Origin of the sequence: Chelatococcus asaccharovorans, assembly GCF_003201475.1 — a bacterium.
Taxonomy (GTDB): Bacteria; Pseudomonadota; Alphaproteobacteria; order Rhizobiales; family Beijerinckiaceae; genus Chelatococcus; species Chelatococcus asaccharovorans.
In genome coordinates, this window is sequence record NZ_QJJK01000007.1 from 259,083 (window position 1) to 273,905 (window position 14,823).

The 14,823-nt window shown below is 64.7% G+C and carries 10 protein-coding genes and 1 tRNA gene; 6 read left to right on the plus strand and 5 right to left on the minus strand.

The genetic code is table 11. The features are described from left to right. Positions 1–17 precede the first annotated feature (17 nt). Genes C7450_RS17975 through C7450_RS17990 form a run of 4 tightly spaced genes read left to right on the plus strand, consistent with a single transcriptional unit; the run spans position 18 to position 5,062 of the window. On the plus strand, positions 18–1,241 hold the full coding sequence (locus C7450_RS17975) for a pyridoxal-phosphate dependent enzyme (RefSeq protein ID WP_170147298.1): 1,224 nt from the start codon (positions 18–20) through the stop codon (positions 1,239–1,241). A gap of 35 nt (positions 1,242–1,276) precedes the next feature. Beyond that, positions 1,277–2,848, plus strand: coding sequence for an ABC transporter substrate-binding protein (locus C7450_RS17980; protein ID WP_110375829.1), 1,572 nt, complete (start codon positions 1,277–1,279; stop codon positions 2,846–2,848). A gap of 20 nt (positions 2,849–2,868) precedes the next feature. Continuing rightward, on the plus strand, positions 2,869–3,813 hold the full coding sequence (locus tag C7450_RS17985; protein WP_110375830.1) for an ABC transporter permease: 945 nt from the start codon (positions 2,869–2,871) through the stop codon (positions 3,811–3,813). Continuing rightward, a complete protein-coding gene (locus C7450_RS17990) occupies positions 3,806–5,062 on the plus strand; it encodes an amidohydrolase family protein (RefSeq protein ID WP_170147299.1) in 1,257 nt (418 codons plus the stop codon). The genes C7450_RS17985 and C7450_RS17990 overlap by 8 nt, the downstream gene beginning before the upstream one ends. A 9-nt stretch (positions 5,063–5,071) precedes the next feature. On the opposite strand, the gene nhaA is transcribed toward C7450_RS17990, so the two are convergent. Further along, entirely contained in the window at positions 5,072–6,415 is a 1,344-nt protein-coding gene (nhaA, locus tag C7450_RS17995) for a Na+/H+ antiporter NhaA (RefSeq protein WP_110375831.1), read from the minus strand. A 225-nt stretch (positions 6,416–6,640) separates the two neighbouring features. Further along, positions 6,641–7,219 (minus strand): HdeD family acid-resistance protein, encoded by a 579-nt coding sequence (locus C7450_RS18000; RefSeq protein WP_245449886.1) that lies wholly within the window; start codon positions 7,217–7,219, stop codon positions 6,641–6,643. A 576-nt stretch (positions 7,220–7,795) separates the two neighbouring features. Here C7450_RS18000 and C7450_RS18005 point away from each other — a divergent pair. Further along, entirely contained in the window at positions 7,796–8,731 is a 936-nt protein-coding gene (locus tag C7450_RS18005; protein WP_110375832.1) for a dihydrodipicolinate synthase family protein, read from the plus strand. A 241-nt stretch (positions 8,732–8,972) separates the two neighbouring features. On the opposite strand, the gene C7450_RS18010 is transcribed toward C7450_RS18005, so the two are convergent. From C7450_RS18010 to C7450_RS18020, 3 genes are all read right to left on the minus strand, one after another. Further along, positions 8,973–9,048 (minus strand) — tRNA-Lys (locus C7450_RS18010). Positions 9,049–9,190: 142 nt separating this feature from the next. Further along, positions 9,191–11,410, minus strand: coding sequence for a glucans biosynthesis glucosyltransferase MdoH (mdoH, locus tag C7450_RS18015; RefSeq protein ID WP_110375998.1), 2,220 nt, complete (start codon positions 11,408–11,410; stop codon positions 9,191–9,193). A gap of 137 nt (positions 11,411–11,547) precedes the next feature. Then, on the minus strand, positions 11,548–13,131 hold the full coding sequence (locus C7450_RS18020) for an OpgD/OpgG family glucan biosynthesis protein (protein ID WP_110375833.1): 1,584 nt from the start codon (positions 13,129–13,131) through the stop codon (positions 11,548–11,550). A 237-nt stretch (positions 13,132–13,368) separates the two neighbouring features. Here C7450_RS18020 and glmU point away from each other — a divergent pair, with 237 nt between their 5' ends. Next, positions 13,369–14,763, plus strand: coding sequence for a bifunctional UDP-N-acetylglucosamine diphosphorylase/glucosamine-1-phosphate N-acetyltransferase GlmU (gene glmU, locus C7450_RS18025; RefSeq protein ID WP_110375834.1), 1,395 nt, complete (start codon positions 13,369–13,371; stop codon positions 14,761–14,763). The last annotated feature ends 60 nt before the right edge of the window (positions 14,764–14,823 follow it).

Sequence of the window (14,823 nt, forward strand, 5' to 3'; positions counted from 1 at the left end):
CACATATGGCTATCCCGATGACCGACGATCTCAACCGCGCTTGGCTGACCAATGTGAAGACGGGCACGCGCTACCCGATCGGCCCGACCCTGCGTGCGCCGGACGACGGCGGCGAAATCAGCGTGACCTTCGACCTCGACGCGGCGGCCGAGGTCTTCGCCGCCCGCTGGAAGACGGCCGGCTCCATGTGGGAGCGCTTCGGTGCCGTGCTCACGCCGTTCGACCAGTCGCATGTGGTCAGTATCGGCGAGGGCAACACCCCGCTCGTCCGCTCGGAACGCTTCGCGCGCGAACTCGGGCTGAAGAACCTGTTCTTTAAGCTCGAAGGGTCGAACCCGACCGGGTCGTTCAAGGACCGCCAGATGTCGGTCGCGATCAGCATGGGCCGGTCCTGGGGACGCAGCCGCTACGCGACGGTCTCGTCCGGCAATGTCGGCAACGCGTTGTCCGCCTATTGCGCGAAGGCCGGTTATGACGCCATCGTCCTGGTGGCCGAGGATACGGCCGACGGCAAGCGCGACCAGATCAGCGTCTATGGTGCTCAGCTCTATCTGGTGCCGGCACCGACGCCGGGCCACGTCCGCAGCTACTGGCAGCTCTATGCCGATCTCGGCGCCTTTTGCGCGGCCCGTGACATCGTGCCGATGATTTCGGCGCGGCCGGTCAATCCCTTCATGGTGGAGGGCACCAAGACCATCGCCTTCGAGATCACCGCAAGCCTCGGCCAGGTGCCGGACATGGTATTCTGCTGCGTGGGCGGCGGTGGCCTGCTCGGTGGCGTCTACAAGGGCTTTCAGGAACTTGTCGGGCTCGCGCAGGCGACGGCCATACCCGTGATCCATGGCGGCCAGCGGATCGACCGCAACTATGCGCCGATCGACAAGCTGCATGAGGAGCCCTACGCATCCGGCGATTATTATCTGCCGCTCGACGGTGACTGGGCCGACGGCGCGATCAAGGCGACGGGAGGAACCCTGACGCCGCTTGGTGCCGATGCGATCGCCGAGGCGCAGACTTGGCTCGCTACCAAGGAAGGCATCTTCGCCGAGCCGCAGGGTGCCTATGCGGCGGCCGCCTTGATGGCGGCGGCGCGTCGGGGCGAGATCGATCCCGAGGCGACCGTCACCTGCGTCGTCACCGGAATTGGTCTCAAGGATATGGGCGCGGCCAGGCGCTTTGCCGAATTCGCGCCCCAGCGCCCGCCCATCAAAGCCACAGGATTGGACGATCTCAGAATCTGAACGGCCATAACTCACAAGACGAGAGGGGACCTGATATGAAGACGATGCCGACCTCAGCCGTGCTTGGCTGTCTGCTGCTCGCCGGTGCCGCGCCCGCCGCCTATGCCGCCTGCGAGGTGCAGGGCGGCAAGATCCAGGCTGCGATGACGACCAACGCCTCGACGATGGATGCCATTCTGTCGACGACCAACGCCAGCCGCCAGGTGGCGATCTACCTGTTTGAATCGCTGGTGACCTACGACGAGAATTATCAGGTCATTCCTCAACTTGCCGAAAGCTGGGTGCGCAGCGACGACGGCCTCACCTATACCTTCACCTTGCGTGACGGCATCAAGTTCCACAACGGCAAGACCATGACGGCCGACGACGTGACGGCGTCCGTTCAGCGCTTCCTGAAGGTCTCGCCCGGCGCGGGCCGCTTCAAGAACGTGCAATCGGTCGAGACCATCGATCCGAAGACGGTGAAATTCACGCTGAAAGCCGATTTTCCATTCCTCAGCAACCTCGCCATCCCCTCGCCGACGGTCGCGATCTACCCTGCGGACATCGTTGCGAAATATGGCGACAAGGAAGTGACGGGCGCCGACATCATCGGCACGGGCCCCTACAAGCTCAATCGCTGGCGGCCGGACGTCAGCATCAGCATGTCCAAATTTCCCGACTATGTGACCGACACGCGCTTCAAGGGGCCGACAGGCTTCGGTGGCGCGCGGACGGCCTGCGCGGACGAGGTGAATTTCCTGCCCGTGCCGGAGGAGGCGGCGCGGGTCGCGGGCTTGCAGACGGGCGATTTCGACTATGCGGAAGCGCTGCCGATCACGGCCGTCCCGCAGCTCGAGGGCGACAAGGCGCTGAAGATCGAAATCGTCAAGCCGCGCTGGGCAATCCTCGTTGAACTCGACCACAAGGATCCCTGGGTGTCCAAGAAGCCGTTCCGCAAGGCCCTGGAAGCGGCGATCAACCCGGAGCAGATCCTGCAGGCCGCTTCGTTCGGCCGCAAGGATTACTATCGCGTCCAGCCGAGCATCTTCTTCCCGGAGCAGAAGCAGTGGTATTCGGAGGCCGGCGCGCAGGCCTACAACGCGCCGAATGCTGATACCGTGAAGAAGCTTCTTGCCGAAGCCGGCTATAACGGCGAGCCGATCACCTTCATTACCAACCAGAACTACAGCTGGATGTTCAAGGCGAGCCAGGCTCTCGCGGCGCAGTGGCAGAAGGCCGGCATCAACGTCAAGCTGGAGCTGATGGACTGGCCGTCGCAGATCAAGCGCGCGCAGGAGAAGACCGACTGGGGCATCAACCAGACCGGTTGGTCGCCGCGGCTCGACCCGTTCCAGACGCTCTCGTCGCTGCAATGCGGCACGGTTTCCGCCTTCGGCTACTGCAACCAGGCGATGGAAGGCGCGCTCGCCAAGGTCAATTCAGGCTTGCCCGATGACGAGCGCAAGAAGGCCTGGGCGGAGGTTCAGCAAATCGTCTGGGATGATCTGCCCGTTCTCCGCATCGGCGATTATTTCGAGCCGGAAGGCACCCGCACCACCTTGAAGGGTTACATCCCCTTCTATGTCACGCCGCGCTTCTGGGATGTCTCCCAGACCAAGAAGTAACGGGGCGCGCGGGATCCGCCATGTTCAATATGATCCTACGCCGGCTGATCCTGTTCGTTCCGATGTGGATCGCCGTCAGCGTCCTGTCCTTCGTGATCGTTCATGCGACGCCCGGCGACCCCGCCGCCGGGTTCGTCGGGCAGGACACGGGCGCGGAGGGGCTGGCGATCGCGCGTGCGCGGCTCGGTCTCGATCGTCCTTATATTGAACAGCTCGGCGTATGGGTCGCCGGTTCCATGACCGGCGATCTCGGCAACTCGTTCTTCCTCGGCCGCTCGGTGGCGGATGCCATCATCGAGCGGCTGCCCGTCACCTTCAGTCTCGGCCTGCTTGCGCTTCTCGTCGCCATCGTCGTGGGCGTCCCCTTGGGGATCATCGCAGCCCTGTCGCCGAACAGCTGGAAGGACGCGTCGACGATCGGCCTGTCCCTGACTTTCCTGAGTGTCCCCGAATTCGTCGTCGGCATGCTGCTGATCTATCTGCTCGGCGTGGAATGGCGTCTCTTTCCGATCGGGCGCTACGAGCCCTTGAGCGACGGCCTGCTGCCCTGGCTCCACCACCTGGCCTTGCCGGCCGTGGCGCTCGGTCTGTCGCAATCTGCACTTCTCGCCCGCATGACGCGCGCCAGCCTGTTGCAGGTGCTGGAGGCCGATTTCATCCGCACGGCGCGCGCCAAGGGCCTGCCCGAACGGGTCGTGGTCGGCAAACATGCCTTCCGCAACGCGATCATCACGATCATCACCATCATCGGCCTGTCGATGGCCTTGCTCCTCAGCGGGGCCTTCATCACGGAGACGCTCTTCCAACTGCCCGGCATCGGCAGCCTCGGTGTCCAGGCCGTGCTGCGGCGCGACTATCCCGTGATTCAGGGGCTGCTGCTCGTCGCCTCGTCCTTCGTGCTCATCGTCAATTTGCTGGTCGATGTGGTCTATCGGCTCCTCAACCCAATGGTCGACAATGACTGACAGCCTCTGGATCCGCGCCGACCATCTCTGGAACGACAGCGATGGCCGCTTCACGCCCGGCCTGCTGCGCATTGAGGGCGGCGTCATCACCGCGCGCGCCGAAGCACCCGCCGCCCCGCCGGCCGGCGCCCGCGTGATCGACATGGGAGAGCGCTATGTCCTGCCCGGTCTCATCAACACCCATGTGCATCTCGAATTCAGCGCATCGCCTGCGCCGCTCGACGACTTCTATGCGGAGAATGACGAGGAACGGCTGATGCGGGCCATGGGCAATGCCCACCGCATGCTCCTCAGCGGGGTGACGACGATCCGCGACTGCGGCTCGAGCTGGTCGATGCTGGCTCTCGCCCGCCGGCCGGACCTCGCACCCGTGCCGCTGCCGACGATCCTGTGTTCCGGCCCGCCCATCACGGTCCACGCGGGCCATCTGCATTTCATGCACGGGATCGTCGAAACCGACGATGACATCCTCAGGCATATCGACCGTCTGGAGCGCGAGGGCGGCCGCAGTGTGAAGGTGATGGCGAGCGGCGGTTCCATGACGCCGGGCTCCGACCCCGTCGAAACGATCTTCGCGCAGGAGACCCTCAACCTGATCGCTGAAGAGGCGCGGCGGCGCGCATTGCCAAGCGTGTCCCACGTGCTGTCGACTGAGAGCATTCGACGCTCGGCGTTGGCCCGCATCGACAGCCTCGAGCATTGCGCCTTCTATGAACGCGACGCCGATGGCATGATTGTCCGCCGCTATGATCCTAACATTGCCGCCGTCGTGCGCGATAGCGGCTCGGCGATGATGGCCAATCTCTCCACCGCCACCCGCGCGCTCGATGCGGTGCGTGCGCGGGGCGCGGCGACGCCCCAGGAGGCCCATGCGCTGCGCCAGTTCGACGTGATGGTGGAGAATTTCGGCAAATTCGTCGCCCTTGGTGTGCCGATGGTCTGCGGCAATGATGCGGGCGTCCGTGAGACGCCGTTTGAGGATACCTGGATGGAGATGGCCTGGCTGATACGCGGCGGGCTCTCGGCGGCCCAAACCATCCGTGCTGCGACCTCGCAGGCGGCGAAGACGCTCCTCATCGATCAGAGTGTCGGAAAACTCGAGGTCTCGCTGGCGGCCGATCTCATCGCTCTGCGGAAAGACCCTCTCGAGGACAGGGAGGCCTTTCGGGAGGTCGATTTCGTGATGAAGGCCGGCGCGGTGATCGTCGATCGCCTTGGGCCGGGCTCATCCACGCCGGCGGATTGCTGACGCGGTTGCCTACCGGCGTCCCATGGCAATCCGTCCCCAGGCCAGTCCCGCCGTGGCCGCGATGACGGAGGCCACGAGGACGCCGAGTTTCGCCGCGTTGAGGAGATTGTCATCCGCGAAGGCGAGCGTCGCGATGAAGATCGACATGGTGAAGCCGATACCTGCGAGCAGGCCGATCAGCGCGAGACCCGCCATGTCGATACCGGCGGGCATCCGGCAAAGCCGGAGTTTCACCGCCAGCCAGGAAACGGCCAGCACCCCGACGGGCTTGCCGACGACAAGGGCGAGAAGAACGCCCAACAGCACGGACACCGCACCGGGCGCGTCGAGATCCACGCCATCGAGGCTGACGCCGGCATTGGCGAGCGCGAACAGGGGCATGACGCCGAAGGCGACCCAGGGATGCAGCGCCATCTGCACCCGCGTCACGGGGGGCAGCAAATCACGCTGCGCCCTGCGCAACGTCTTGAGCGAGGGCGCCAGTCCATTATCCGCATGCGAAGGGGCCTGCCGGAGCGCAACGATATCGTTGATCGCCTTCATGGCCATATCGAGCGGGCGCTCGCGGCTGCGTGCCACATGCACGGGTGTCATCAAGCCAAGCACCACGCCCGCAAGGGTCGGATGCGCTCCGGTATAGAGCAATCCCGCCCAAAGCACCGCGGCCGGCACCACATAGGCATAGGCATTGGCGACACCGATCCATTGCATGAGCAGGACCAAGGCGACGCCGCCCATGGATATGAACAGTCCCGCGGGTTCAAGGGAGCCGGAGTAGAACACGGCGATGATCAGGACCGCGATAATGTCGTCGATGATGGCGAGTGCCAGCAGGAATATCCGCACGTTGCTCGGTATCGACTTGCCGAGCAGGGCGAGCACGCCGACCGCGAAAGCAATGTCGGTGGCGGTCGGCACCGCCCACCCGCGCAATACCTCGCCCTGTCCGACGAGCACCACGTAGATGATCGCTGGGACGACGACCCCGCCGATGGCAGCCATGATCGGCAGTGCGGCCTGCCGCACGTCCGACAACGCGCCTTCGTGGATCTCGCGCCGGATCTCCATCCCGACGACCAGAAAGAACACGGTCATCAGGGCGTCATTGATCCAGAAATGCAGCGAGCGCTCGAAGACGTAGTCGCCCAAGCCGAGCGTGACCGGCAGATGCCACAGGGCGTGGTAGCTATGCGCAAGAGGGGAGTTGGCCCAGGCCAGTGCGATGGCGGCGGCCACCATGAGCACGACGCCGCTCGTCGCCTCGATATGGATGAAGCGCTCGATGGATGCGGCTGCGCGTTCAGCCAGCATTTGTGCACGTGTCGGCGTCCGCGTCGCGGCCTTTTGGACCATGGATGTCAGTCTCCGGAGCTGGCGGCCCGACCAGCTCGTAACCTGCCGGCGGCCCAACCCAACCGACACCCGCCTTGCCTGATAACGGCGCTAGAACCAAAAAACAAGCGTCGGCGAGACGTCAAGATGAACAGCCTGTCATCGAGACTGCAGCACGCCGATGCCCATTTCGTTGATGGCTTGGTCGTGCGAAAGCCACGGGCATCGGAGCAGACGCAGGGCTGTCTAAAGCGTCGACCCGATGCGCCGCGCGGTGAAAGCGATGGCGAGATAGGCGCAGCCGGCTAATAGCAGCGAAATACCGGCGATCGTACCCGGTGTGTAGACGCTGGTGTAGGGAAACTTCAGCAGCAGCGCGGCGCTTGCCAGCAAGGCGATGATCCCGGAGCCGAGAAGCCACCCCCAGCCGCTCTGCGGGCGCAGCCTGATCGCCAGCGCGATCTGCGACAGGCCCTGGACCAGGAACACGATGGCAATGAGCCCCGTAATGGCGATCGCACCCGCCAGCGGGTTGAGATAGATGAGCACGCCGCCCACGAACTGGATCACGCCGATCAGCAGATGCCAGATGAAGCCGGCCCAGCCCTTCACCTGGAAGGATTGGATGATCTGCACAATGCCGACGCAGGCAAGGACGACGCCGAGCACCAGGCTCGCCGCGATCGTCGAAATGACCGGCAGCATGATGGCGAGGACCCCGCCGGCAATCAACAGCAGGCCGAGGCACAGGAACCAGATCCATTTCGCGCGGACAGCTTCGCCGAGGTCGCGCGACTGAACACTTTTGGCGTATCCGCTTGCCACGTCTGGAACCCCTTATCCTGTGTCGACGGTGAAATCTTCGGCAAGCTAGCGCGTGGCTATATTTTTATCAATCAGATCAACATTTCGCGCGGTCAGACACGCGCCGGATTCGTCCCGCATTCTCTGAATACGTCGTACGGTAAAGGTTTCGCGTGCGCGATTGGCTGTGGACAGGACGTTTCAACTGTCGGCTCATAGGTGAGCATCACACAGCGCGACGCATCGCTTCATGCGGCGGCAGGGGAAATGGCCGCATCCGCGCGGGGGGAGGCACCGGCTCGCCTCGGCAAGCAAGCGCAGTTTGCGAAATGGTCAGATAATAGGCCTTTTCGATCGTGCCGGACTATGTGATGGTCATCAGAATGCAATGCACCCAAGAACGCGTTACGCCAAGAGTGCAATTGGCCAAGACTATAAGTGGCCAAGATATAGCCAAGCTACGGGGGGAGAACATCCGGGATGACCGCGCATCGTGTCGTCATCCTGCGCGACGAGCCCCCTCCAGCCATGCCGCGATCGCGCGCGCCATCTGAGCCGGTATTATGTCCGGCTGACGCTCCGCACGGAAGGTGACCCATGACGACCTCCACTCCCGCCGCTCCACCTTATAAGGGTGTCTTTCCGGTGGCGCCCACGGTGTTCGACGCCGAGGGCCGGCTCGACCTCGACGGCCAGAAGCGGGCGATCGACTTCATGATCGACGCCGGCTCGCATGGCCTGTGCATCCTTGCCAATTTCTCCGAGCAGTTCGTCCTCACCGATGACGAGCGCGACCTCGTCATGACCACGGTTCTGGAGCACGTCGCCGGCCGCGTGCCGGTGATCGTCACGACCACGCATTTCGCCACCCACATCTGTGCCGAGCGCTCGAAGCGCGCGCAGGAGAGGGGGGCGGCGATGGTGATGATCATGCCGCCCTATCACGGCGCGACCTTCCGCGTGCCGGAAGCCTCCATCCACGCCTTCTACAAGGCCGTCTCCGATGCGATAGACATCCCCATCATGGTGCAGGACGCGCCGGTCGCCGGCACGCCGCTGTCGGTGCCCTTCCTCGCCCGTATGGCGAAGGAGATCGAGCACCTCGCCTATTTCAAGATCGAGGTTCCACACGCCGCGGCGAAGTTGCGCGCCTTGATCGAGGAGGGCGGCGAGGCGATCGTCGGACCGTGGGACGGCGAGGAGGCGATTACGCTGATGGCCGATCTCGACGCTGGCGCGACCGGCGCGATGACGGGCGGGGGCTATCCCGACGGCATTCGGCAGATCACCGATCCCTATTTCGCCGGGGACCGGGAGAAGGCGCTGGACGCTTATGCGCGCTGGCTGCCGCTGATCAATCATGAAAACCGGCAATGCGGCCTGGCCGCCTGCAAGGCCCTCATGAAGGAAGGCGGCGTGATCCGGCATGACACGCTCCGCAGCCCGCTGCCGCCGCTCAACCCTGCCGCACGCGCCCAACTCCTCGAGCTTGCGAAGCGGCTCGACGTTCTGGCGCTGCGGTGGGGCCGGTAAGGGCGATCCGCGCTGCGAACGTCGGATGAAGCGCAGGCGCGCGACGAGCCTCTGCCGCTATCGTCACCCTGCCGGGCGTCGCGCTTGCAGCGATCGTCATGCGATGCGCCTCGCCTGCGGGCGTCGATTCACGGGGGCAGCAGGGAGAGCCGAAAAAGCAAATCGTGCGGATCCGGCTCGCAACGGCTCGATGCAGCGAGACATTCATGCGTCCGAACTTCCAGGCAATTTGAACGGCTTGTGGTGAGCGCGCTGGGGCTCGAACCCAGGACCTACTGATTAAAAGTCAGTTGCTCTACCGGCTGAGCTACGCGCTCCCAAAGGAAGTGCCTTGAGATACGGTCTCAAGGGCTCCGGGTCAACCATCTTAAACCGTTGGCATGTGGAGAGCCGCCTGCGACGCGAGCGGCCGTGCCGCGCGAGTCCAGTGCGGGATTCGGCCGGGCCCGGCCGATTGCCTCATGCCGCCTCGGCCGAGAGTTGACGTTGGGTCGGCAGTTTCGAGAGCATGGAGAGCATGCCCCGGTCCTGCAGCACGACCATGCGCTCCTTCGGCTTCAGCCAGGCGCGCGCATCCTCGATGGTCTCGGCATCGATCAGCTTGGCGAGTGCAAGCGCATGGTCGGCCTCGATCTGGCCGCGGTGGCGCTTGAAACCGTACGGCAGGAGCATCTCGTGCCAGGCGCGCACGTCGGCATCGCGATGGATCACGTCGAGCGCATCCGCGTCATCGAAGCCGTCGCGCAGGAAGTCCGCATTGAGTTCTCCTGCCCGCTCGGCGATCGGCGGGCGAGTGGTTTCCTCCGGCGTGAGCAGCAGTCCCACCCGTTTCAGCGCAAGGCCGAGGGCCAGGGTGCCGGCGGCCCAGGAGATCGGGATGGCGAGCACCAGGCCGACGATGGTGGGCGACATCCAGCCGAACAGGGACGGCGCGATCATGAAGGCGGAGACGCCGGTGATCAGTCCGAGGATCGTGTGGGTACGATGGCGCCGCACGATGTCACGGAAGGGAATCGAGCCGTCGTCGCGGCGCTGCGGCTGCCAGCCGGTGTCGCGTCCGGCGAGGATCTGGAATACGGCCCCGGACTGGATGAGCATCATGATCGGCGCAAGGAGCGCCGAAAGGATGATCTCGACGACGAAGGAAATGACGAGGCGGATGCCGCCGCCGCTCGCGCGCCGTTCCTGTTTGGTCAGGAGCATCAGCAGGAGGCCGAAGAACTTGGGCGCCAGCAGGATCCCCATGGTGACCGCGAACAGGAACAAGGCGCGCTCGGGGTCGAACCGCGGCCACACGGGAAACAGCGAGAACTCGCGGGTGAAATACTCCGGCCGCACGTAATGCGTCTGCCAGACCAGAACGATACCGACGATGAGTTGCAGGAGCCACAGCGGCGAGGCGAGGTAGGAGAAGATGCCCGTCGCGAAATGCTGGCGCGTCGCCAATGTGAAGCCGCGCGCGCCGATCACCCGCGAATGCTGCAGGTTGCCCTGGCACCAGCGGCGATCACGCGCCGCCACGTCGATCAGCGATGGCGGGCTTTCCTCGTAGCTGCCGGCCATTTCGGGAATCATGTAGACGGTCCAGCCGGCGCGGCGGATGAGCCCGGCCTCGACGAAGTCGTGGCTCAGGATGTGACCGCCGAAGGGCGGCTTGCCCGGCAGGTCCGGCAGGCCGCAATGGGCAGCGAAGGCGGCGGTGCGGATGATGGCGTTGTGGCCCCAGTAATTGCCGTCCTTGCCCATCCAGACCGCGAGGCCCTTGGCGATCAGGGGGCCGTAGACGCGAGCCGCAAACTGCTGGACACGTGCGAACAGCGTGTTGCGGTTGATGATCATCGGCAGGCTCTGGATGATGCCGGCGTCCGGATCGTTCTCCATGGTATGGGCGAGACGGACGATGCAGCGTCCGGTCATCAGGCTGTCGGCGTCGAGGACCAGCATGTGGTCATAGGCGCCACCCCAGCGGGTCACGAAGTCGGCGATATTGCCGGCCTTACGGTGGGTGTTCTTCACCCGGTGACGGTAATAGATGCGGCAATCGTTGCCGTAACGACGGCGCAGATCGAGGAAGGCGCGCTCCTCCGCCAGCCAGATGTCGGGTTGGGTGGTATCCGACAGGATGAAATAGTCGAAATGCTCCCCGAGACCGGTGTCTTCCACCGATTCACGGATGGCGGCGAAGGCACTGAACACGCGCGCCGTCGACTCGTTATAGATGGGCATCACGACGGCCGTGCGCTGAGTGAGCGCTCCTGGCAGCGTGTCCCTGTCACGCCGGGCGAAAAGCAATGTCGCGAAGCCGAGCAGAGCGCTGGTGAAGGCCAGCGCGATCCAGGAAAAATTGATGGTGAACAGGACGAGCAGCACCCACTGCAGCACGGTGGTGCGGCTCACCGACACAACCTGGTACATTTCCCAGGCGCCATAGCCGGTGAGGGCAGCCGCCCCACCGAAGACCAGAATGCGCGCGAGCCACGGCGCGCGGATCCTGTGGGGCGCGACGAACCGGCGTCGATCCCGCGGCGACCATGCCCGCAGCGATTGCGTCGGCATGGCAAGCCGCTTCTCCGGTGGCAGCGGGTCGGTGGGCAGGCCGTCCGAGGAGACCTCGCCTTGCTCAGTTGCGGCGCGCCTGTCCTGCCCGCCCCGATAAGGCGAAGCCGGGTCAAGGGTCATGGCCTCGGAGCGAGAAGTGTCCCTCACCACGGCATCTTGCGCGCAGAGCGCCTGTTGTCCGGAATCATTGACCATATCGAGTTTATCAATCAGCGCTGGATCCTTGGGCAGGGGAGGTTCGATCATCGTCACCGCGTTCAGCCTGTCCACCGGTAAAGCCACGTCTCGCCCAAAGGTTTCCCTGCATTCTCGATGACCAGGCGAAGTTCGGACGCGGTATCACTCCCCGGGTCCAGGTCGAATGTCGCACGCAATATCTTGCGCTCGGGATAGGGCCAAAGTTGGAGCCTGCTGATCTTGCCGGGCGAGGCCGTCACCGTCGCCTTCGCATCGCGCAGTAGATTGGCGTCAGCGAAGGCCTCCGCGCGATAATCCACGGCAAATCGCATGACCCGGCCGGAGCCCGCATGGCCGATGCGGGTGCCTGTCACAATCGCCATGGCCGGTCGTTCAGGCGGTGACCAGCACCAGTACAGACGGGAGGCGAAGCTCACTTCGCTGCCGGCGGCCAGCGCGTCCTTCGGGCGCCAATAGGCGATAATATTGTCGTTGAGCTCGGAATCGGTGGGGATCTCGATGAGCTGCACCTGTCCGACGCCCCATTCCCCCAGGGGCTCCAGCCAGAGGCTTGGACGACGGTCGAAGCGCTGGCGGTCATCCTGAAACACGGCATAGTCGCGGTCGCGCTGCAGGAGGCCGAAGCCGGCGGGGTTCGTATCCACGAAGGCCGAAATTTCGAGATTGCTCGGGTTGCTGACCGGTCGCCAGATCCATTCGCCTCGGCCGTTGTGGATCTGCAGGCCCTTCACCTCATAGACGGCCGCGCGCACATCCGGCGTCGCCGCCTGGTCGTTCGGGCCGAAGAGGAAGGCGCCGGTCATCGCGCCGTAACCCACATGGTCGATCGCGGCGCGCGGATAGAGGCTGACCTCGAGATCGGTGATCGTCATCTCGCCGGGGCGCAAGGTGAAACGGGCGGTGCCGGTGACGTTCTCGGAATCGAGAAGAGCATTGATCACCATCGCGCCGGATCCGGCCGTCGGGCGGTCGATCCAGAAGGCCCGGAAGAAGGGGACCTCCTCGCCACGGGTGTCCGCCGGCTTGAGGATCAGCGTGCGCGCGAAGACGCCGTATTCCTGGCCGCGCGCGCGCGCCCTGAAGAAGGTGGCGCCCTGAAAGATGGCAGCCTCCCAGCTTCCACCGCCACCGCTGTCGGCCATGACGCGGAAACCGGAGAAGCCGAGGTCCTGATCGTCCGCCGGGGGAGGGACCTTGCCGAAATCGAAGGCGTTGCGATCATAGCCGATGCGCCGGATCACGCCGTCCTCGACCACGAAGATCTGCACCTTGTTGCCATAGACGAAGCCGCGATGCAGCGGCTCGACCGCAAAGCCACGCCCCTCGCGATACCAGATCGACGATTCGGGCTTGATACGTATCGCCGTGTATTGCTCGAACGGCAGCTTCGCGAAGGCATCCGGCAAATCGTTGGGCAACGGCACGAAGGGGCGCGTCGCCAGGAATTTCGCGACCTCGGCCATGCGGGCGGAATCGAAGGTCTTGCCGTCGCCAAGCGTCTGCAGGGCCGCGTCGATGACGTTCTGATTCTGGGCGCTGGCAGGGCTCGTGCCAAGAAGCCCCACGGCCGACACGGCAGCGCCGAGGCCAACAAGTTCGCGGCGATCGAGTGTGACGCGATCATGAGTGATTGGGCACGGCATTGTATCTGACACGACGGTCCACTGTTCCTAGAGTGAGGAAGGCGCTTGGAGAGAGCGGGGCTTCCAGCCGGGGCGGCTGACATTTAACATGGCTATCGGTCGGGCCGCGAGGTGGATTCATGCGTGCCGCGAAGGATCTTGATCACCAAATACGGGCAAAGCTTTGACAGAAGCCTCGGAAACGGCCATCGGGCTGTGGCTGCCCCCTTATCAGCCTCTGGGAAGGACGATTGAGCTATGACGACATCCGGTGAGCGCGCCTCCTCGCCATCCGCCCGCAATCATGACGCGCGCCGTTGTCTGGCGGTCGTCCTGGCCGCGGGCGAGGGCACACGCATGCGTTCCCGGCGTCCCAAGGTGCTGCATGAGGTCGCGGGCCGTTCGATGCTCGGCCATGTCCTGGCGACGACGACCGCGGCGGGCGCGGGCGAAATTGCCGTCGTCGTCGGCCCCGACCGTGACGACGTGGCCGCGGCGGCAAAAAAGGCCATCCCTGCCGCCGAAATCCACGAACAACGGGAACGCCTCGGGACAGCGCATGCCGTGCTGGCAGCGCGCGCAGCGATCGCGCGCGGTGCCGAGGACGTGATCATCGCCTTCGGTGACACGCCGCTCGTGACCGCGGAGACATTTCGCCGGCTACGCGAAGCCTTGGCCGATGGCGCCGCGGTGGCCGTGCTCGGCTTCGAGGCTGCCGATCCGACCGGCTATGGCCGGCTGGTGCGGGATGGCGACGCCCTCCTGGCGATCCGCGAGCATAAGGACGCGAGCGCGAGCGAGAGGGCGATCACGCTCTGCAATGGAGGGGTGATGGCGCTCGCCGGCAGCACCGCGATTGCCCTCCTCGAAGCCGTGGGCAACAGCAATGCCAAGGGTGAATACTACCTCACCGATGTCGTCGAGATCGCCCATCGCCGCGGCCTTGCGACCCGCGCCCTCACCGTGAGCGAGGACGAGATTCAAGGTGTCAACGATCGCGCGCAACTCGCTCAGGCAGAAGCATCTTTCCAGAAGCGCCTGCGCGGCGCTGCCCTCGCCATGGGGGTCACGCTGGTCGCCCCCGATACGGTTTTTCTCGCGGCCGATACCGCCTTCGGCACGGATGTCGTCGTTGAGCCGAACGTCGTTTTCGGTCCCGGCGTCACCATCGGCGACGGCGCCGTCATCCACGCCTTCTCACATATCGAGGGGGCGACGGTCGGAGCGGGGGCCTCGGTCGGCCCCTTCGCGCGGCTCAGACCCGGCGCGGATCTCGGCGAGGGGGCGCGCGTCGGCAATTTCGTGGAAATCAAGGCAGCGACCCTGGGCGCCGGCGCCAAGGTCAATCACCTGACCTACATCGGCGACGCCTCCGTCGGCGCGGCCACCAATATCGGCGCAGGGACCATCACCTGCAACTACGACGGTTTCCGCAAGCACCGCACCACGATCGGCGCCAACGCGTTCATCGGCTCCAATTCCTCGCTCGTCGCGCCGGTCACCGTAGGGGACGGCGCCTTTGTGGGCTCGGGCTCGGTCATTACGGCCGATGTCCCCGCCGATGCGCTGGCGCTGGGGCGGGGCCGCCAGGCCGTCAAGGAGGGCTGGGTACCTCTCTTTAGGGATAAGTTCGGCCCAAAGGGGGATCATTGATCGCGTTTGGAGGCTGGACACAAACGTTTATGCAACTTGATTTGGTCAGACTGCCGCGCT

Bases quoted from the DNA above. Each gene is read 5' to 3' on its own strand.
- C7450_RS17975 (WP_170147298.1), top strand. From the start codon at position 18: ATGACCGACGATCTCAACCGCGCTTGGCTGACCAATGTGAAGACGGGC.
- C7450_RS17980 (WP_110375829.1), top strand. From the start codon at position 1,277: ATGAAGACGATGCCGACCTCAGCCGTGCTTGGCTGTCTGCTGCTCGCC.
- C7450_RS17985 (WP_110375830.1), top strand. From the start codon at position 2,869: ATGTTCAATATGATCCTACGCCGGCTGATCCTGTTCGTTCCGATGTGG.
- C7450_RS17990 (WP_170147299.1), top strand. From the start codon at position 3,806: ATGACTGACAGCCTCTGGATCCGCGCCGACCATCTCTGGAACGACAGC.
- nhaA (WP_110375831.1), bottom strand. From the start codon at position 6,415: ATGGTCCAAAAGGCCGCGACGCGGACGCCGACACGTGCACAAATGCTG.
- C7450_RS18005 (WP_110375832.1), top strand. From the start codon at position 7,796: ATGACGACCTCCACTCCCGCCGCTCCACCTTATAAGGGTGTCTTTCCG.
- mdoH (WP_110375998.1), bottom strand. From the start codon at position 11,410: ATGACCCTTGACCCGGCTTCGCCTTATCGGGGCGGGCAGGACAGGCGC.
- C7450_RS18020 (WP_110375833.1), bottom strand. From the start codon at position 13,131: ATGCCGTGCCCAATCACTCATGATCGCGTCACACTCGATCGCCGCGAA.
- glmU (WP_110375834.1), top strand. From the start codon at position 13,369: ATGACGACATCCGGTGAGCGCGCCTCCTCGCCATCCGCCCGCAATCAT.